Origin of the sequence: Vibrio sp. 10N.222.54.E6 (assembly GCF_041473955.1) — a bacterium.
GTDB classification, from domain to species: Bacteria; Pseudomonadota; Gammaproteobacteria; order Enterobacterales; family Vibrionaceae; genus Vibrio; species Vibrio tasmaniensis_A.
Genome location: NZ_JBFRTD010000010.1, coordinates 312,524 through 332,099 on the forward strand (window position 1 = coordinate 312,524; position 19,576 = coordinate 332,099).

The window sequence follows — 19,576 nt, forward strand, 5'->3', positions numbered from 1 at the left end:
ATTTAGGCTTACTTTGTGAAGAGTAAGACACACCCTGGAGGGGTTCCCGAGTGGCCAAAGGGAGCAGACTGTAAATCTGCCGGCACTGCCTTCGATGGTTCGAATCCGTCTCCCTCCACCATATTCTCCTTAATTGGAAAATCGAAAAGCCAACTCATTGAGTTGGCTTTTTTCGTTTCTGAGCTCTGTATCCTTCTAAACGTGTCTTTCTAAACTTATCTTTCTAAACACGGTCCTCAACTTACACCAACCCAATACTGCAAAAAAGACTAAGCGAACTAGCCTATTCAAACATCAGTGATCCCACACTTCAACATGACGCTCACAAACCAGATAAGCAACGCAGCCTAAGCAATTGGTCGATACATGTTCTTTGTCGGTTCACCACGTGTTAGTCATATTGGCATTGTCCCGTGAGTCTAAAACTCTTCTCCCCCACCCAAAAAAAGCTCAAAGCCAATTTCCCTGCTGCGACTTATAGATACATATCATTAGACGCAAAAAAGCCCTGATGATTTCTCAGCAGGGGCTTTATATTATTTGGTGTCATTCCGAATAACTACATCCTATTGATGTTTAGTTAAATCCTGGAATTAACCTTGAATACCAACAATTAACCAAGGTGCATTTTGAGTCGTTAGGTCACGCTCTAAGTGCCAGATATCAGTGATATCTTCTTCAATGCCGTCTGCGGTGTCACGGTAGCGACCGCTAAACTGAAGGCTTAGCTGTGCTTTACTACCATCGTGATCTGCGCGAACGATTTCAGCATCAACGTACATTACGTCTGTGTGCTGATCACCGTCTAGCTTGTTACGCTCAGCTTTTAGGTCTTCAAATAGGCTTGGAGATACGTATTCTTCAATCGTATTTAGCTCGTTGTGATTCCATGCACCTTGCAGTGTACGGTAGTGCTCACGAGAACCGTTGATGAATGCCGCTTGATCAAAACCTGGTGGGTAGTTATGTGGAACATCGCTTTGTGCACCAAAACCGAAACAACCAGCGCTATTTTGCGAATGAGGTTGTGATTGAGGCTGTGCTTGCTCGAAGTTATGAACATTTGGTTGTTGCTTAGGTTGTTCAAACTTGTTCTGACCCATGCCGCCGAATGCTGGCTGTTGGCCACGTGCATTCTGCTGATTCATTGAGCCCTGCTTCGCGCCCAACATTCCGCGTAGGAATTTAAATGCTAGGAAAGCAATCAGACCCATGATTAAAATATCCATGAACTGGATACCTTCAAATGCGCCACCAAAGAATGCAGCTAAAAGACCACCAGCAAGTAAACCACCTAGCAGACCGCCCATAAGGCCTTTCTTGCTAGAGTTAGCTGCTGCTGTTTTCTTGCCCGTTTGATCTTGTCGGATCGAATTTGTGTTTTGTTGTTTTGGTGCTGGAGCCGTTTTAAAGCTTTTGCCAAATGACTTACCACCACCAAACTTTTTCGCTTCCGCGATTGGCGTCACCGCGACTGTTACCAACAGGATCGCGACTAGTGAGAAAAATCGTTTCATTATTATCCTTTATAGGTTTTTTTATCTTTCGACACCTTAATCATACTCGTTAACAAAGAACAATGAAATATTCACGACGTTTACACATGTATCATAATATTGCGGCTATTAATTGATTACTAAACTAGCGAAGGGATTGACGGCACTCTGGGGCAGCATTAAAATATTGAACGATGTTCATTTAATAGAAAGTACTCATGGCAAGACGAAACGATCATACTCGCGAACAATTAGTGCAATTAACCTTAAAGACGGTAACCGACTTCTTAGAAGAGCACTCTTATCACGAGCTAAGTCTACGTAAAATTGCCAATATGATTGGTTATGTCCCTAGCACCTTGGTGAATGTATTTGGTAACTACAACCTACTCCTTTTACACGTTGTTGCTCAAACATTAGATGAACTGTCGTCCCAATCTGCTTCTGCGGTTGAACAATCGAGCAACCCTCAACAGGCTCTTTTCAATCTTGCATACTGCTATCACGATTTTGCACAAAAACACCCTCACCGTTGGCAGCTTATCTTTGAGCACAACATGAATGGTGAAAACCTTCCTGAATGGCAATCGAACCGTATTGATAGAATGACAGGTATGTTAGAGCAATTGCTGGTAGCTATTGCGCCTGAACACACAGAAAGCGAAGTCATTAAAGCCAGCCGTGTATTATGGTCTGGAGTACATGGAATTACTCTACTTAGCGTTGATGATAAATTTTTCGCCTCTGAACCTATCGATGGTAAAGAGTTGATCAATAACCTAATCTCAAACTACTTAACCAACTGGTAATCATCCAAGGAAAGACAATGAACAACAGCAGCCAATCTTCGCTGTTAACGCAAAAAAGGTTCCTACCCTACTTTATTACTCAATTTCTAGGCGCCTTTAATGACAACATATTCAAAAATGTTCTGTTACTGTTTGTTGCTTTCGCAAGCGTAGATACGCTGCCTATTTCCAGCAATCTATTCATTAATTTGGCCGCTGGTCTTTTTATTCTGCCCTTCTTCCTGTTTTCTGCTTTGGCTGGTGTACTGGCTGACAAATACGAAAAATCTTGGTTTATACGTAAAGTTAAGCTCCTTGAAGTGGCGATCATGTCATTGGGCGCGATCGGGTTTATCTACGAAAGCTACGGGATACTACTCCTACTTCTGTTCCTAATGGGAACGCAAAGTGCCTTCTTTGGCCCGGTGAAATACGCACTGCTTCCACAACAGTTAGAAACAAAAGAGCTGGTATCCGGCAACGCTTTAGTCGAAACCGGCACATTCTTAGCCATCCTTATTGGTACTCTAGGTGCCGGTATTATTGCATCTGAAGAAAGCGCGAAGCTCATTGCTGCGGTATGTATTGTTTCTTTCGCCGTGCTTGGCTATGTATCAAGCTGCTTTATTCCACAAGCGCCAAGTAACGCACCAGATCTGAAAGTGAAGTGGCAGCCAGTAAAGCTAACCCGCGCGACACTGGCGATTGCAAAAAAAGATCGCCCAACGTTTCAAGCACTGATGTCTATCAGCTGGTTCTGGTTCCTTGGCGCTGCTTACCTAACTCAGTTTCCAAACTTCACAAAGCTCCACTTGAACGGCACTGAAAGCTCGGTTGCCTTTTTGTTAGCTCTTTTCTCGGTCGGTATTGCTATAGGTTCTTTGGCTTGTGATAAGTTGTCAAATCACAGAATTGAAATCGGAATCGTACCAATGGGTAGCCTAGGTATGTCGATTTTTGGGCTATTGATGGCGATATCCATTCCTGAGTCCTTGCCTGAATTTACCTCTTTCCATCAATTCGTGACGTATTCAGAGCTGTGGCCGCTGTTTGCTTATCTTCTGCTATTGGGTATCTCTGGCGGTATCTTCATTGTTCCTCTGTATTCTCTGATGCAGTTACGAGCGAAACCAGATGAACGCGCTCAAGTGATTGCCGGGCTCAACATCTACAATTCACTATTCATGGTGGGAAGCGCCGTTTTAGGTATTGTTTGCCTGAGTGTTCTCGATCTTTCTATTCCACAACTATTTGTGTTGCTCGCGATAGGGAATACTTTGGTTATGCTGTACCTGTTTTATCAGGTGCCTATCTACGCTTTCCGTTTCTTTACATGGGTGGTCACTCACACCATGTACCGAGTTAAGCACAAGAACTTACACCATCTTCCAGAGAATGGCGGCGCACTGATCGTTTGCAACCATGTGAGTTATATGGATGCACTGCTTCTGAGTGCGGTTTGCCCTCGCTTGATTCGGTTTGTGATGGAAGAGGATTACGCCAAGCTGCCTCCACTACGTCGATTCTTAAAAAGAGCAGGAGTTATTCCAATCTCCGCAACCAACCGAAACTCGATTAGAAACGCTTTCAAAGAAGTTGAACGAGCCCTAGATGAAGGGCACATCGTCTGTATTTTCCCTGAAGGCAAGCTAACCGCTGATGGCGAAGTAGCCGAATTCATGCGTGGCATGGAGCTGATTATCAAACGATCTCCTGTACCTGTGATTCCAATGGCACTTAAAGGGTTATGGGGCAGTTACTTCAGTCGTTATAAAGGTCAAGCTTTCAAGGGGCTACCTACCCGTTTCAGGGCCAAGTTAGAGATAGAAGCTGCCGAACCTATGCTAGCCAAAGAAGCTTCATGCGACACGCTTCGACAGTCAGTCTCTGATCTTCGCGGCTCAATACGCTAAATAACCAAGCCTTTATTCATATCAGCTGAACAAACGTTTAGTTTTACTTAACGTTTGTTCAATTCATTTAGACTTACTTACCATTGCGTTAAGCGTATAGTCTTCCACTACGCTGCCAATACTAGACGCGACGAATTAAATATAATGAATCTAAAAAAGTCTGTTCCATTTTATCTTGCTGCTCTGTTTTGCTTAACCCCATGGGTGAGTTCACCGACGGCACTCGTGATCGGTTTCCTTCTTGCGAGCTTAGGTTTAGTCCCTGAGCATCTAGAAGTAGGCAAACTCACCAAGAAGCTACTGGCCTACTCGATTGTCGGCTTAGGCTTTGGCATTCAGTTTGAGAAAGCATTAGCGGTAACAGGCGATGGTATTGGCCTCATTGTAACGACGATTATTGGTACCTTGGTCATTGGTTGGTTCTTGGCAAAACGCATGGGATTAGATCGCACCACGGGTTACCTTATCTCTTCTGGTACCGCAATTTGTGGTGGTAGCGCTATTGCCGCCGTAGCACCGGCCATCAAAGCCGATGATGAACAGATTGGCTTAGCGTTAGCCACTGTATTTGTGTTGAACTCGGTCGCCCTTTTCTTGTTCCCAATGATTGGCCATGCACTAGAGTTAAGCCAACAAACTTTCGGAACATGGGCTGCAATCGCGATTCACGATACATCGTCTGTAGTAGGCGCAGCATCAGCATATGGCGAAGAAGCACTGACCACAGCAACCACATTGAAGCTCGCTCGCGCACTTTGGATTATCCCAATCGCGTTAGTCAGTGCGATGATCTTCAAGAACGATCAAAAGAAGATTACGATTCCTTACTTCATTTTCTTCTATTGCGCTGCTATTGCTGTTAGTGACTTATTGCCACAATTTGAGATGGTCTATCAAGGTATCTTTGATGTGTCTAAGCGTGCATTGGTGGTGTGTCTATTCTTGATTGGTTGCGGTATTTCAGTTGAGAAGCTTAAAGCTGCTGGGCCGAAGCCATTGATGTTTGGTATTACAATGTGGACGATGATTTCGACAGGCTCATTAGCGTGGTTAACTCTCGCATAATACGCCTAATTACACCCAATACGTAAAGAAGCACTGTAGATTGGTTAATGTATTAACCAGACACTCAGATTAACGAGCAACAAAACAAAAAGGCAAAGCTCTAATGGGCTTTGCCCCTATCGTTTGTAGTAAAGATATTCTTTGTTACAACAATCACGAATCAAACAGGGGCTTATCACTCTTCTTGCTCTCTCTTTTCATTAAAACAAGTACCACAACCAGCACAAATGCAGTAAGTTCAGCCAATGAACGAGTCAGTCCTGACGAAACGAGCGCTTGGCCTATCTGCAGCAAAACCGCAATGATGAGGGCGACTTTCATAATAAGACCTTATTCTATAATCCGTTATTTATAGAGCTTATTATGATGGATGGTTATAAAGATAATAAATTCTGTTTTGAACTATCTAATTGCTAAATTAACTAACCTAGCGTAACTGCCCCTCTAGCCACTTAATAAACGTTCTTACCTTAGGTCGCTTTTCAGTGCCTAACGGACAGATCAATTCGTATCCTTTATCAGTATCCATACTTGGATAAGGCGTTATGAGCTCACCAGTCTCAATGTACGGCTTAACAAAATGATAACGCCCCATTGCCACACCGATATTATGCAGAGCACTCTGCACGCCCATGTCTCGGTGGCTCACACAATAAAACTGCTCAAACAGATTTACATCGAGTTGATTGTGCTTAATCCAACGCTGCCACACATCAGAGCCTAGCGCATGAATGAAATTAATCCGGTGTAACGACTCTAAACCATCATCAAAGATATCGTGTTCAGCGGCATAACTCGGTGTACATACCGGAATATACTTTTCACCAAACAGACGCTGGCGATGCATATCTTTTAGATCTTCAGCACCATAGTAAATAGCGACATCGAGGTGATTTTGATGAAAGTCTTGCTCTTCTTGAGAGAAAATATTGAGGTTGAACTTTGGGTATCGCTGTTTGAAATCAGCTAGCCTTGGTAGCAACCAACTGTTAGCAAAGGCAGGACTGGTACCGATATTTATCTGACCGTACAAGTCGGTGTTGGTAATGTCTTCGATCTCACCAAAAATAGAGCTCAACGACTTGGATAACGTGCGTTGAAAGCGTTGCCCTTCTTCGGTCAATTCCAGTTTACGAGTGCCTCGCACAAACAAGTTAAATCCGAGTTCACCTTCCAACACTTTGATTCGATGGCTAACGGCTCCCTGAGTCAAATGCAACTTTTTCGCGGCTAACGTAAAGCTCATTTTCTCGGCAGCAACATTAAAAGTATGAAGATTTCTAAGTAAAGATTGATGGTTAGCCATACGAACTCATGCATTAAAAATTTTAATTCATAGTACTACCCGTTTCGTTTGTTTGCATTAAGAAATAAGTCTCTAATAGCCGCAGTTACTTAAAACCCTGCTTCGATCAATATTTAACTCCATACGTTGACGAGCAGAAACATTAAAAAAATTAATTACAAACTTAGGGGCACGTATGAATATACTTGGGTATATGCAAAAAGTAGGTAAGGCATTGATGGTTCCCGTAGCCACACTGCCAGCTGCAGCAATCCTTATGGGGATCGGCTACTGGTTGGATCCTGTTGGTTGGGGTTCAGAGAGTATTCTGGCCGCATTTTTGATCAAATCAGGTGGTGCGATCATCGACAACATGGCGGTTCTGTTCGCGGTGGGTGTCGCATTTGGTTTAAGCCGTGATAAGAATGGTTCTGCGGCACTGTCCGGTTTTGTGATGTTCCTTGTCGTGACCACTCTACTGGCTCCAGGCTCAGTTGCTCAATTAATGGATGTTGAGTTAAGTGAAGTACCAGCAGCATTTGGCAAAATCAGCAATCAATTCGTGGGTATTATTGTCGGTATTATCTCCGCTGAAATCTATAACCGCTACTCCACCGTTGATCTTCCTCAAGCTTTAGCTTTCTTCAGCGGTAAGCGTTTGGTTCCTATCCTTACCTCAATCGCAGGTATGGCGCTTTCTTTTACCCTTCTTTACATCTGGCCTGCTGTTTACGATGCTCTGATCGTTCTAGGAATTAAACTAGAAAGCATGGGCGCAGTTGGTGCCGGTCTGTTTGGATTCTTCAACCGTTTGTTCCTATCAGTCGGCATGCACCACGCCCTTTATCCTGTGTTCTGGTTCGACGTTGTGGGTATTAACGATATTCCAAACTTCCTCGGCGGTGCACAATCTATCGCTAACGGTACGGGTATTCCGGGTAAAACTGGCATGTACCAAGCAGGCTTCTTCCCTATCATGATGTTTGGTTTACCAGCAGCAGCATTGGCGATGTACCACTGCGCTGACGCGAAAAAACAAGAACCAAGTATTCGCAATCATGCTTGCCGCAGCAATGGCTTCGTTCTTCACAGGCATCACTGAGCCTCTAGAGTTCAGCTTTATGTTTCTAGCACCTGTATTGTTCCTAGTGCACGCTGTGTTAACAGGTCTGTCGCTTTACATTGCAGCAAGCATGGAATGGATGGCAGGTTTTGGCTTCTCTGCAGGCTTTGTTGACTTGGTGCTATCAAGCCAAAACCCGTTAGCGACTAACTGGTACATGTTATTAGTTCAAGGTGTAGTGTTCTTCGCGCTTTACTACGGTATTTTCCGTTTCGCTATCATCAAGTTTAATCTACGTACTCCGGGTCGCGGTGAAGAGATGGAAGCAGAAGGCGAGACAAAATCTCCAGAAGCGTTAGTTAGCCTAACCAACAACTACATCGAAGCTATTGGTGGTGCAGACAACATTCTAGAAGTGGACAACTGTATTACTCGCTTACGCTTAACAGTAAAAGACTCGTCAGTAGCAGACAGTGACAAACTGAAAAAACTAGGTGCTGCAGGCGTCGTGCCTATTGGAAAAGGTGGCCTACAAGTCATTATCGGTTTAGGTAAGGTAGATAAGGTTGCTGAACAAATGAAGAAGGCACTCGCTTAAGCTAAACAGCCAGATGCAAAGATAAAAGCCTTAATGACCAGATAGAATATTAAGAATTTGTGATGGTTTCACCACCATCACAACCCCCTGAAGCGCAATTACGACTAGTCACCGTGTATTGCGCTTCGTTTTATTGTTCTCAGCTCTATTTAGAACGTATCTGCTGTAACCATTGTGCCAACCCTGCGCGTGAAACCTTAATACCTAGCTGTTCTTGATGAGGCATTCGATAGTACTCGACAGGAAATTTGAACCGTTCAAGACGGCCATTTAATTGCTCGGCAAACCATTCTTTGGTTGGTAACTCCGTACAATCCACAATAGCGACAGGTCGAAACCCGAACTCATCATCTTCAATTGGAACGATAAACGCCTGATTGATTAAAGATAACTGATTCAGTGCTCGTTCAATTTCTTCACAGTGGATATTCTCTCCCCCAGAAATAAACTGATTATCAGCGCGACCAATAATCGACACTTGTTCGCCATCCCATTCGCCGAGATCTTTACTGTCGAACCAACCGTTCTCATCCACCAACGGTGTTAACTCGCCCTGATAGTAATAACCTGAAGCAAGCGTATTACCGCCAATAAAGATACGTTGGTCTTCAATTTTTAACTGGCGTTGGTCGAGAACAAAACCTGCAGTATTACTAGAATCGACTGGCTTCGCGGTCACTGTTGAAGCCGCTTCTGTCATGCCGTATCCAAGCCAAGTTTCAATGCCCATTTGTTGAGCTTCAAACCCTAGCGCTTCTGGGATATGGCTACCGCCTAAAAGCACATGAGTTAAAGTAAGTGCTTGCTTACTCTGCAATAACCTATGTAGTTGAGTCGCCACTAAAGAGGCATGACTGCAACCTTCGATGTCTGACTCAAGCTTACCTGACCCTATTTTGATGCAGCCACCAGCCGCCAACCAACGATGGACAATCGCCAATCCCGACACATGGTACATCGGTAAACTCAGTAACCATGTGTCAGCTTGTTCAAAGTTGAAAACATCTAGTAACCCCTGAGCTGAACATAAGTGTTGCTGCAACGTGTGAGCCACCGCTTTCGGGTTTCCGGTAGAGCCAGAAGTGAATACGATGCTTGCAAGGTTTTGAGGATTGAAGCTGGAGTCTTGAGATGTCGTTATCCGATTATCATCACCATCGACCTTCACTTCATTTAAGCAAGACAAGGTCACCAACTGAGTATTTAAATCAACAGTCTCTGATTGCTCTATCCCGCTACTGTCCAAAAGCCAAAGGTAGCTTTGTTGACCCGCTTGATATAAGGAATCGAGCTTTTTCTTCAGGCGTAAGCGAGGTTGAGGCATGGTTAAAGCGCAAATAACACCCAAATTAAGTGCGGCAAGATAAGCAGAAATCACTTCAGCTTGATTCTTACCAACAATCGTCAGTACATCACCTTCAGATAGACCTTGATGAGATAGCTGTTGTTGGTACTCACTCACTAGCACAGACACTTGCTGCCAAGTATAAGTGTGGTGAGTAGTCACTAACGCTGTCTGATGTGGGTTTTGCTGCGCCCACTGTACCCAAAGCGGGTGATGATTAGATTGTGGGCGCATCATAAGATAACCAAGTTATAGATTGAAAACGGTCTAAGCCAATCGAACGATCAGCTTAAGAAGACCAAATCAATTGTTGCTGTTCAAGAGTAGAAACCGGAAGCTGACAACCCGGCCAAGAGACTTCGAGTTGTTGTTGATACAAACCAATAGTATCAAGCCCCGGCACTTCATTAGGTAAGTATTGTTGTGCTAATCGAGCAATCTGAGTTAAGCCAAGGCTAGACTCTATGCTTGAGCTTAGTACTGGTTTGATACCGAGTTGTTGTGCACGCTCAATGATTGCCACACAACGCGCTACAGAACCAATAAGAGTTGGCTTGATCACAACAGCTTTAACACCTGTGAGGTCGCTAAGATCAAACTCTGGACTACGCACCGCTTCTTGCAATGTTTCGTCCCACGCAATCGCTACGCCATGGTCAATGGCAAATGCCAAGCTGTCTTCTGGTTTTTGGCAAGGCTCTTCAATAAAGCTAATACGCTGACGCAGTGACGGCGAAATGTACTTAATGAACTGCTTCGCTTTCTCTGGCTTCCAAGCACGGTTAGCATCAAGTCTTAGGGTCAAATCAGGGATCGACTCAAGAAATAAGCTAACCAACATGCCATCGCGAATCGCTTCGTAGAGACCGACTTTCACTTTCGCGACCTTCTCGCCTTTCATCTCATTCAGCACAGGGATCAGTTCATCTGGGTCTCCTGTACACAACGGCGCGGCTTGGTAGTTACCTTCAGCATTGAGTTCGCCTCGTAATTCCAACATCGCCATCGAAAAGCCAAACGCAACAGAAGGATATAGCTCATCAAAAGGCGTTTGAGGGTTATTGTGGCTCCAAAGCTCTAATTCGTGTTGAAGCTGAATGCCAGCTTGTTCGGCATTTTCTTGGCTAAAACCTGGCAAAGGTGCGACTTCGCCAAAACCAGTTTTACCATCACACTCTAGTTGGATGATATAGCCAACGCGTTCGTTCAACTTATTGTCACGAAGAATCACACCACTATCCATAGGCAATTGATAACGGTAGAGTTTAGCGTGACGCTGAGAATTCACTGAGTTCATAAAGTTTCCTAAAAAACGGGGAACATCAAAACAAAACGAGCCGCTATTAGCGACTCACTTTAAAGAAGAGAAAGACTATGGGTTACGCGGAAATTTGTCGAAATCAGGTCGACGCTTCTCGTTGAATGCGTTTCGGCCTTCTTGGCCTTCTTCTGTCATGTAGAACATCATGGTTGCGTTACCCGCCAACTCTTGTAGGCCGGCTTGGCCATCACAGTCTGCGTTTAGTGCAGCTTTCAAGCAACGCAGCGCCATTGGGCTATGTTGAAGCACTTCACGACACCAACGAACGGTTTCTTTTTCTAGGTCGGCAACAGGCACTACGGTGTTTACCAGGCCCATGTCCAATGCTTCTTTAGCATCGTAGAAACGACACAAGAACCAAATTTCACGTGCTTTCTTCTGACCAACGATACGAGCCATGTAAGAAGCACCCCAACCGCCATCGAATGAACCTACTTTAGGACCCGTCTGACCGAACTGAGCGTTTTCAGCTGCGATAGTAAGGTCTGCCATCATGTGAAGTACATGACCGCCACCGACTGCCCACCCCGATACCGCTGCGATAACGGGTTTTGGACAAGTACGAATTTGACGTTGGAAATCAAGCACGTTCAGGTGATGTGTACCTGAATCATCTTGATAACCGCCGTAATCACCACGGATACTTTGGTCACCACCAGAACAGAACGCCTTCTCACCAAGACCCGTCAAAATGATTACGCCAACCTTCTCGTCATAACGAGCATCAGCCAATGCATTGATCATCTCTTTTACGGTTTGTGGACGGAACGCATTGTGGACTTGAGGACGAGCAATCGTGATTTTCGCAATACCGTCGTCAGACTTGTGGTACTGAATATCTTCAAATTGACTGCTTTCATCGCGCCAGTTAACTGCTGCGTAAAGTTCTTCTTCTGTGATGCCTACTGTTTTAGCCATGGTGATTCCCATTGTTCTATTAGAGACCACGACTAACGAATAGTCGTGACGGTGTTGCTCTGCTTTTGATAGTGCTTGATACGAGAGAACCGCTCAGTCAGTTTAGCGGCGACTGGCGATACATTGGATGATCAGGTTGGAAAACAACTCTGGTTGCTCAAAATGAACATTATGACCAGCGTAATCAACCTGACTATATTCAAAGCCACTATTCTCAGCTAGCTCCATGAATTTACGATCTTTTTCACCACACACATAATGCAATTGATGCTCATGAGATTTCAATGTGGCACGTAAATCCGGTTGCTTAGCTAACGAAGTAGATAACAACATATTTGCTACGGATACTCCAAGGTTACCACTACGCTTTATGACCAAAGTTTGTCTTTGCTCATGATTTAGTGAAGAAAAGACGCTTTGTTGATACCAATCGTCTAAAACATCTTCAATCGACTGCTGCGCAAAACGGACAGCCCATTGCGTATCATGTACTAACCTTTGTGCTCGTTCTTCATCACGCTCCAGACCAAAGTTGCCACCTTCAATAATGACTTTCTTAAGATTGAGCGTTTCGAAGCAAGGGCTTGTCACCCCATACATGGCAAGCCTACCACCCATAGAGTAGCCAATCACCACGATAGGATAATCCGCAGGAAGATCGTTGAGCGCAAGTTGAGAAGTGATGCACTGAACGATTTTCTTGCAGCAATGATCAAAGCCTACCGGATCGATAAAGCGACTTTGTCCGTGCCCGGGCAAATCTATGCAAAGACGAGGAAACTCCTCTAGATATGGATGACATGCGCTCCAATCATCCCCGCTTCCGAGTAAACCATGTAGAAAAACAAGCAAAGGTTTGTCAGAAGATTCTTGTACAGCTGGGTAATAATTGGAGTAAAGCATGTTAAGTCCTTAGGCTAATGCCTCGATGAGCATTGCACTGAATTGTTTCAACAAAGTAGCCGCTTGTTCGGGAGGCGTCTTAACTTCAACGAGCAAGGTGCCCTGACCCTGCTCGAAATGTTGTTCGATAATAGTTTGGTAGCCGTTCAAGGTTTCTGGCGCAGCATAACCAAGCTGGAATTGCGCAGCGGCATGTTCAAAACCGAAACCATGGGGCATTTGATATAGAGATTGTTTTTGTTGCTCAGGAACAGGCAACAAGTCAAAGATCGCACCGCCATCATTGTTGCTCACAACAATCACCATCGGCGTTATATTGTGAGTAAGCAGGGCCAGTGAGTTGAGGTCGTACAACAAAGAGGTATCACCGAGCAACATCAATAAAGGGTTTTGATTAGCTTTCACCACGCCCGCAGCCGTCGCCACCAAGCCATCAATGCCCGATGCACCACGATTACTGTAAACTTGATTCGCAGATATTGATGACAGCATATCCACCAGCCTTACCATCAAGCTGTTTCCCACAAACAACTCTCTGTCTTTAAGTCTAGTCGACAAGTCAACTGCAACGCTCAACTCGGTCAGTTGGTCATTATTGGATATTTGTGCCAATGCCAATTGTTGAACCGTATTCGCGATTTCGACCAAAGGTGCAGCCCAACCTGCATGTTGACCTAACAAGGTAGGTAAATGCTGTTCTGACACCCATGACTCGATATCAGCAACGATATGGGTTTGAGGCAGATGATCTTGGTTGATTCGGTGCGTATCTGGTGACACAACAATGTATTGTGACGAGCAGAATGATGAAGCTTGCGACTTTATCCAATGATTAAGGCGCTTAGAAACAACACGCTCACCGAACTGAAGGATGAAATCACATTGATTGAGTTGCGCTTTAGCTACGTCACTCTGCATCCACAGATCATAATGCTTCCAATCACTTGTGACACCTGATTGAGGATCGCAAAAAACTGGCCAGCCTAATGCAGTGGCAAACTGCTGAGCTTTTGTCGCTTGTTCAATATCGAGCGAACCGAGAATAACCACACCCTTACGTCCAAGATACTCACCTGGAGCAATCGGTTGTGTATTCACTTGATTAGGTAAAAACGTTTGGCTGTAACAACCTGTTCCCGATTTCCACCCAGAGATACTGGATGTGTACTGTGCATACATTTCAGCGCTACTTGTTGAATACAAAGGCTCAGGAAATGGACAGTTGATATGAATCGCACCGCCAACACTTTGTTGGTTCGCAAGTACGCTATCAACCGATGTCAGAAGCCAATTCAAAGAAGTCTGTGTTGTTGGGCTGGGCAGATTTAAAGAGCTTTCAACATGAGACGAAAAGATACCCTGTTGCTGAATTGCTTGATTCGCCCCACAACCAACCAAGTCTATTGGTCGATCAGACGTCAGCAAGATCAGCTTCTCTCGTGTCAAACCCGATTCAGCCGTCGCAGGAAGAAGGTTCGCAACGGCTGTACCAGAGGTAACAATCACGGCAACTGGCTTATCACTCGCTTTAGCTAAACCTAGAGCAAAAAAACCGAGACCACGCTCGTCAAAGTGCGTGTGTAAAGTTAACTTTGGATTGGCTTCGGCTTCGAGTGTCAATGGTGTTGAGCGAGAACCCGGTGCAACACAAACATGTTCAATACCGCTGCGTGCAAGCTCCTCCAGTAACGTCTTACACCAAACTCTATTTAATACGGCTTGGTCATGATTCATGATGCGACACCCAGTAATGGATGGTCTGAAATTAGGCTGAGCAGAGTCGACATTTTCTTATTCAACTCTTGCCACTCATGTTCAGCAACCGATCCCGGTACGATCCCGGCACCCGCAAACAGTTGTACTTGATCGTTTACAATCAAGGCACTTCGAATCGCGACACAGAATTCAGCGCGTTGATGGCTAATATAGCCAACAGAGCCTGCATACCACCCTCGAGCAAACGGTTCGTGTTCAAGAATGAAATCCATCGCCTCTTTACGCGGTAAACCAGCCACCGCAGCCGTCGGCTGTAATGCAGCAAGCAACTGTACACCGTTAACGCCATTGTTAAGCTGGGCGTGGATATTACGCTTAAGATGCTGCACCTTACGCAAGCGCACAAGACGCGTATCCTTTTCAACATGAACCGTTTGAGAATGAGGAGTGAGGCGCTCAATGATGTCGTCAACCACATACTGGTTCTCATTGAGGTTTTTAGTGTCTTGTGAAAGCCAGTTTGCTAGTTCCATATCCTCGGTCGAGTTTTCTCCTCGGCCAATGGTTCCTGCAAGCGCTTCCGTATCAAGCTCACTACCATATCGGCTATATAAGCGCTCAGGCGTCGAACCAATGAAACTGTGTTTAGAGTCCAGTACCAACATAAAGTGGAAACTGTGATGATTTTGCAAATAGCTGGCTTTAAGCAACTGAGCCGCGCAGATTGGCGCATCCAATTGCAATGTGGTTTTACGCGCTAAAACGACTTTCTTGTACTCTTCGTCGCTAATGCCTTTCAGCACTTTATCGACAAGGTTGCCCCACAGCTCTCGTTCTGGAACGTGGTTAATCTGCTCAATGTGCGCTGACAAAGGGGCCAATATCGCCGCTTCGACAGAAAGCTTATTTAGAGCATTAATAGAAGCAACGCGATCAGGAGATAAGTTGACGGCTAACGACCAAGTCTTGTCAAAGCGGATCAGTTCAACCTGAGGAAGGAAGAAAAACGATTCCATGCAACGACGGTTTTTTGCGGTGTGCCCGTCAAACGAGCGCCCACCCCAGATTCGTTGGTCTTCACCAAGAATTGCGTACGCGGGAGCGGGATCAGAAAAAGTATGTAATTGCCCGAGCGCAACGACCTCTTCACGAGTATCACGTGACTGCCAATAAAACTTAGGAAAGAGTGGTTGAGCATGAAGCCATTCAATAAATGCAAACGATGGTTTTTGCGTTAGAACTTCAACACAACGCACTTCGCTTGCTTGGGCATTTTGTACTCGCTCAATCAAAGCGGAGACAGTTTGCTGGAAATGTGACAAATCGACCTCGTTCACATCTAAATTATTATTATATTAGTTTGATACTTTATGGGCAGCACCAACTTAGATCAAGAATGTACGATATCTTTCGAACATTCGTGTGATTTTAAGCGATCCCGCCTCTTTATTCATCTTAGCCAACAACAAACAAGCGATTAATTAAAATTTAGAAAAGAGTGACAACAAAAAGACCAAACGTGACACTGAAATACGACATTCATCAGATTTTTATTCTATCAAACCCCGTTTTGCGGTACTTTAATAAAGTATTTAAATTAATTTCAGGAAATCGGCAATGCAAAATATCGGGATGTCGTCAAAACTCAACAGCGTATGCTACGAAATCAGGGGGCCTGTACTCAAACATGCTAAGCGCATGGAAGAAGAAGGGCATAAAATACTGAAGCTTAATATCGGTAACCCCGCCCCATTTGGTTTTGACGCCCCTGATGAAATCCTTGTTGATGTAATCCGTAACCTACCGACATCTCAAGGTTACTGTGACTCAAAAGGCATCTATTCAGCCCGCAAAGCGGTTGTTCAGCACTACCAGAAAAAAGGCCTCCGTAACCTTGATGTAGAAGATGTTTACATTGGTAACGGCGCATCAGAGCTTATCGTTATGTCTATGCAGGCGCTACTGGATAATGGTGATGAAATCTTAGTTCCCGCTCCGGACTACCCACTATGGACAGCGTCTGTTGCGCTTTCTGGCGGCACGCCGGTTCACTACATGTGTGATGAAGATGCTGATTGGTATCCAGATCTAGACGACATGCGAGCGAAGATCTCACCAAAGACTCGCGGCATCGTTCTTATCAATCCGAACAACCCAACGGGCGCGGTATACAGCCGTGATTTCCTATTACAAGTTGTTGAGATTGCTCGTGAGCACGGTTTGATCATCTTCGCTGATGAAATCTACGACAAAGTACTTTACGACGGTGCGGTACACACTTCAGTTGCAACGCTTGCCGAAGACGTACTCATGGTGACATTCAACGGTCTGTCTAAGGCTTACCGTGTATGTGGGTTCCGTGGTGGTTGGATGTTCTTAACGGGTCCGAAACACATCGCGAAAGGCTATGTCGAAGGGCTAGAAATGCTCGCCTCGATGCGTTTGTGTGCCAACGTGCCAATGCAACACGCGATCCAAACCGCGCTCGGCGGCTATCAGAGTATTAATGAACTGATTCTGCCAGGCGGCCGACTACTTGAGCAACGCGACCGCGCATGGGAGCTAATCAACAAGATCCCTGGCGTTTCTTGTGTTAAACCGAAAGGCGCGATGTACCTGTTCCCTAAGATCGACACCAAGATGTACAACATCAAAGACGATCAGAAGTTTGTGCTCGACTTCCTTAAGCAAGAGAAGGTGCTATTGGTTCAAGGTACTGGCTTCAACTGGCCAAAACCGGATCACTTCCGCATCGTGACTCTGCCACATATCGAAGATCTAGAAATCGCGATTGGTCGTCTAGAGCGCTTCTTACAGACCTACAGCCAAGACGACCTCATCGAAGGTTAATAAGCACAAAGAAAGATGGCTACAATTTGCTGTTTTAAAAGACTTTAACTTGTATTCATTCACTTCTATGCTTAAAAGGCTCCTATTTAGGAGCCTTTTTTGTATCCGCTGTCTCGTGTCCCTGTGCAAACACAAGATACGAGTGGAGCATTGCTTATACCAATCACAGTAAGTAAGTTTTCAGAAATAGCGCAGGGAAAAAACTTGAGAACAAGGCAGATTTTTTTGGTAAGTAGTTATTCTACAATCAAAAATTCTAACAAAGTTATCGAGTTTTTTAACAAGCTAGGATGACCAGTTATTTACTACGATTGGTACTAAAAGGACTCTTATGAAACAAAGCCATTTCTTTGCCCATCTTGCCCGTATGAAGCTGATTCAACGCTGGCCCCTGATGCGCTCAGTCTCAAGCGAGAACATTTCAGAGCATAGCCTACAGGTCGCTTTCGTCGCCCACGCCTTGGCGCTTATCAAAAACAAGAAGTTTGATGGCAAACTCAACCCAGAACACATTGCTCTGCTTGGCATGTACCACGATACCAGTGAAGTGCTAACAGGTGATTTGCCGACGCCAGTTAAATACTACAATCCAGACATCGCACAAGAGTATAAGAAGATAGAAGCGGCAGCAGAGCAAAGACTGCTTTCAATGCTGCCAGAAGAGTTCCGAGACGACTTCTCCCCGTTTTTGATATCTGGAACAGCAAACAAAGAAGAGCAAAGCATCGTTAAGCAAGCCGACACTATCTGCGCTTACCTCAAGTGTTTGGAGGAACTCAGTGCGGGCAACCATGAGTACGAACAAGCGAAACGCCGACTAGAAGAGACTCTCGAACAGCGTAAAAGCCCGGAAATGGACTACTTTCTCACCACATTTGCGCCGAGCTTTGAATTATCACTAGACGAGATAAGCTAGCTGGGTATAAGTTGAATGTAATTAGCTAAATAAATCAATTTGATAGGTGCTATTTTGAATTCTCCACTCGAACCACCCTTTGAACTCGAACAAGAATGGCAACATCGAAATGACGATGAACATAAAATAAGGCGTGATGACCACCGTAGCCCGTATCAACGCGATCGTGCGCGGGTGCTTCACTCTGCCGCTTTTCGCCGCCTCCAAGCAAAAACCCAAGTTCATGGCACCACGGTAAACGATTTCCACCGAACTCGCCTTACTCATTCGCTAGAAGCCGCTCAGCTAGGTACCGGTATCGTTGCCCAGCTGAAAAAAAAGCAGCCCGAGTTTCGAGATTTGTTGCCTTCAGACAGTTTGATTGATTCATTGTGTCTTGCTCACGACATTGGCCACCCACCTTATGGGCACGGTGGCGAAGTCGCGTTGAACTATATGATGCGCGATCATGGTGGCTTTGAGGGCAATGCTCAAACATTTCGCATTGTCACGCAGCTAGAACCTTACACTGAACATCACGGGATGAACCTGTCTCGACGAACTCTGTTAGGTCTGATTAAGTACCCTTCTCTGCTTAGTGAGGTTCAAGCTAAATTACAGTCTGAGCCTGTTAAGCATCAACGACAGCTCCGAGCCAAAGATTGGATGCCAGCAAAAGGCATCTACGATCATGATGAAGAGCTTTTTAACTGGGTAATGGAGCCGCTTTCAAGCAGCGACCAACAGCTTCTAAAACAGAAAAGAAAAACGCATACAGAGCCACTTGAGCACAATAAGACCAAATATAAGTCACTTGATTGTTCAATCATGGAGCTGGCTGATGACATCGCGTATGGCGTGCACGATTTAGAAGATGCGATTGTGCTTGGCTCTGTCACCAAATCTCAATGGGTCGAGTCGGCTTACCCTCAACTTAAAGAGATGGCCGACCCTTGGGTTTGTGAACACCTAGATTCAATCACAGAGATGCTTTTCTCTGGTGAGCAGTATCGTCGAAAGGATGCGATTGGTGGGATAGTCAACGCTCTGTTGACCAGTATTTCGATTGAACGAGTAGATGCTAGATTTGAGAATGTACTGCTTGCTTACAATGCGGTGCTTGAACCGAGCATGGACGCCACACTCGACAAACTGAAACATTTTGTCAGCGAGTTCGTGATTCAAGTGCCACAGGTTCAAGTGATAGAATATAAAGGTCAGCAGATTATCATGGATATGTTTGAAGCATTCAGCGCAGATCCTGAACGCTTGCTGCCACTACCTATCAAGAAGCAATGGCTACAACATCAAGATGAGTCTCGAAAAATGCGCGTGATTGCGGATTACATTTCATCAATGACCGATGATCTTGCGCAGAAAATGCATCAGCAACTGTTCTCAGCTCATACCGAGTTTTAAT

15 protein-coding genes, 1 tRNA gene and 1 pseudogene are annotated in these 19,576 nt (G+C 45.0%); 8 read left to right on the forward strand and 9 right to left on the reverse strand.

Features of this window, described 5'->3' with window-relative positions; all coding sequences use genetic code 11:
- The first annotated feature begins 36 nt into the window (after positions 1-36).
- Positions 37-121, forward strand: a tRNA-Tyr gene (locus tag AB4513_RS06350).
- A 472-nt stretch (positions 122-593) separates the two neighbouring features.
- On the opposite strand, the gene AB4513_RS06355 is transcribed toward AB4513_RS06350, so the two are convergent.
- Positions 594-1,517 (reverse strand): Tim44 domain-containing protein, encoded by a 924-nt coding sequence (locus AB4513_RS06355; RefSeq protein WP_102257784.1) that lies wholly within the window; start codon positions 1,515-1,517, stop codon positions 594-596.
- Positions 1,518-1,714: 197 nt separating this feature from the next.
- On the opposite strand from AB4513_RS06355, the gene AB4513_RS06360 reads away from it, so the two are divergent.
- The 3 genes from AB4513_RS06360 to AB4513_RS06370 all read left to right on the forward strand — a co-directional run bounded on the left by AB4513_RS06360 (position 1,715) and on the right by AB4513_RS06370 (position 5,262).
- Positions 1,715-2,305 (forward strand): TetR/AcrR family transcriptional regulator, encoded by a 591-nt coding sequence (locus tag AB4513_RS06360; RefSeq protein ID WP_012604487.1) that lies wholly within the window; start codon positions 1,715-1,717, stop codon positions 2,303-2,305.
- Between the two features lie 17 nt (positions 2,306-2,322).
- Entirely contained in the window at positions 2,323-4,197 is a 1,875-nt protein-coding gene (locus tag AB4513_RS06365) for an MFS transporter (RefSeq protein ID WP_102257783.1), read from the forward strand.
- Positions 4,198-4,341: 144 nt separating this feature from the next.
- On the forward strand, positions 4,342-5,262 hold the full coding sequence (locus AB4513_RS06370) for a YeiH family protein (protein WP_029223440.1): 921 nt from the start codon (positions 4,342-4,344) through the stop codon (positions 5,260-5,262).
- 153 nt (positions 5,263-5,415) lie between these two features.
- Here AB4513_RS06370 and AB4513_RS06375 read toward each other — a convergent pair whose 3' ends face one another.
- Positions 5,416-5,583: a hypothetical protein gene (locus AB4513_RS06375; protein WP_017100591.1), complete on the reverse strand. Its 168-nt coding sequence runs from the start codon at positions 5,581-5,583 to the stop codon at positions 5,416-5,418.
- Positions 5,584-5,689: 106 nt separating this feature from the next.
- On the reverse strand, positions 5,690-6,568 hold the full coding sequence (locus AB4513_RS06380; protein WP_017098789.1) for a LysR substrate-binding domain-containing protein: 879 nt from the start codon (positions 6,566-6,568) through the stop codon (positions 5,690-5,692).
- A gap of 193 nt (positions 6,569-6,761) precedes the next feature.
- Between AB4513_RS06380 and nagE the strand changes: the two are divergent.
- Positions 6,762-8,208: pseudogene (gene nagE, locus AB4513_RS06385) on the forward strand (N-acetylglucosamine-specific PTS transporter subunit IIBC).
- Positions 8,209-8,353: 145 nt separating this feature from the next.
- Here nagE and menE read toward each other — a convergent pair.
- From menE to AB4513_RS06415, 6 genes are all read right to left on the reverse strand, one after another.
- On the reverse strand, positions 8,354-9,790 hold the full coding sequence (gene menE / locus AB4513_RS06390) for an o-succinylbenzoate--CoA ligase (RefSeq protein ID WP_032555257.1): 1,437 nt from the start codon (positions 9,788-9,790) through the stop codon (positions 8,354-8,356).
- 52 nt (positions 9,791-9,842) lie between these two features.
- Positions 9,843-10,850 carry an o-succinylbenzoate synthase gene (gene menC, locus AB4513_RS06395; protein ID WP_102257782.1) on the reverse strand — a complete coding sequence of 336 codons (1,008 nt, stop codon included), beginning with the start codon at positions 10,848-10,850 and terminating at the stop codon, positions 9,843-9,845.
- A gap of 75 nt (positions 10,851-10,925) precedes the next feature.
- Positions 10,926-11,792 carry a 1,4-dihydroxy-2-naphthoyl-CoA synthase gene (gene menB / locus AB4513_RS06400; protein ID WP_009847271.1) on the reverse strand — a complete coding sequence of 289 codons (867 nt, stop codon included), beginning with the start codon at positions 11,790-11,792 and terminating at the stop codon, positions 10,926-10,928.
- Positions 11,793-11,894: 102 nt separating this feature from the next.
- Entirely contained in the window at positions 11,895-12,695 is an 801-nt protein-coding gene (gene menH, locus AB4513_RS06405; RefSeq protein WP_009847272.1) for a 2-succinyl-6-hydroxy-2,4-cyclohexadiene-1-carboxylate synthase, read from the reverse strand.
- Positions 12,696-12,704: 9 nt separating this feature from the next.
- Positions 12,705-14,429, reverse strand: a complete 1,725-nt coding sequence (menD, locus tag AB4513_RS06410; RefSeq protein ID WP_009847273.1) for a 2-succinyl-5-enolpyruvyl-6-hydroxy-3-cyclohexene-1-carboxylic-acid synthase — start codon at positions 14,427-14,429, stop codon at positions 12,705-12,707.
- Positions 14,426-15,733 carry an isochorismate synthase MenF gene (locus AB4513_RS06415; RefSeq protein ID WP_009847274.1) on the reverse strand — a complete coding sequence of 436 codons (1,308 nt, stop codon included), beginning with the start codon at positions 15,731-15,733 and terminating at the stop codon, positions 14,426-14,428. The genes menD and AB4513_RS06415 overlap by 4 nt, the downstream gene beginning before the upstream one ends.
- A 295-nt stretch (positions 15,734-16,028) precedes the next feature.
- Here AB4513_RS06415 and AB4513_RS06420 point away from each other — a divergent pair, with 295 nt between their 5' ends.
- From AB4513_RS06420 to AB4513_RS06430, 3 genes are all read left to right on the forward strand, one after another.
- A complete protein-coding gene (locus AB4513_RS06420) occupies positions 16,029-17,261 on the forward strand; it encodes a pyridoxal phosphate-dependent aminotransferase (RefSeq protein WP_009847275.1) in 1,233 nt (410 codons plus the stop codon).
- Positions 17,262-17,592: 331 nt separating this feature from the next.
- Positions 17,593-18,177 (forward strand): 5'-deoxynucleotidase, encoded by a 585-nt coding sequence (gene yfbR / locus AB4513_RS06425; RefSeq protein WP_009847276.1) that lies wholly within the window; start codon positions 17,593-17,595, stop codon positions 18,175-18,177.
- 54 nt (positions 18,178-18,231) lie between these two features.
- Positions 18,232-19,575: an anti-phage deoxyguanosine triphosphatase gene (locus tag AB4513_RS06430; protein ID WP_032555258.1), complete on the forward strand. Its 1,344-nt coding sequence runs from the start codon at positions 18,232-18,234 to the stop codon at positions 19,573-19,575.
- Position 19,576: the final 1 nt, after the last annotated feature.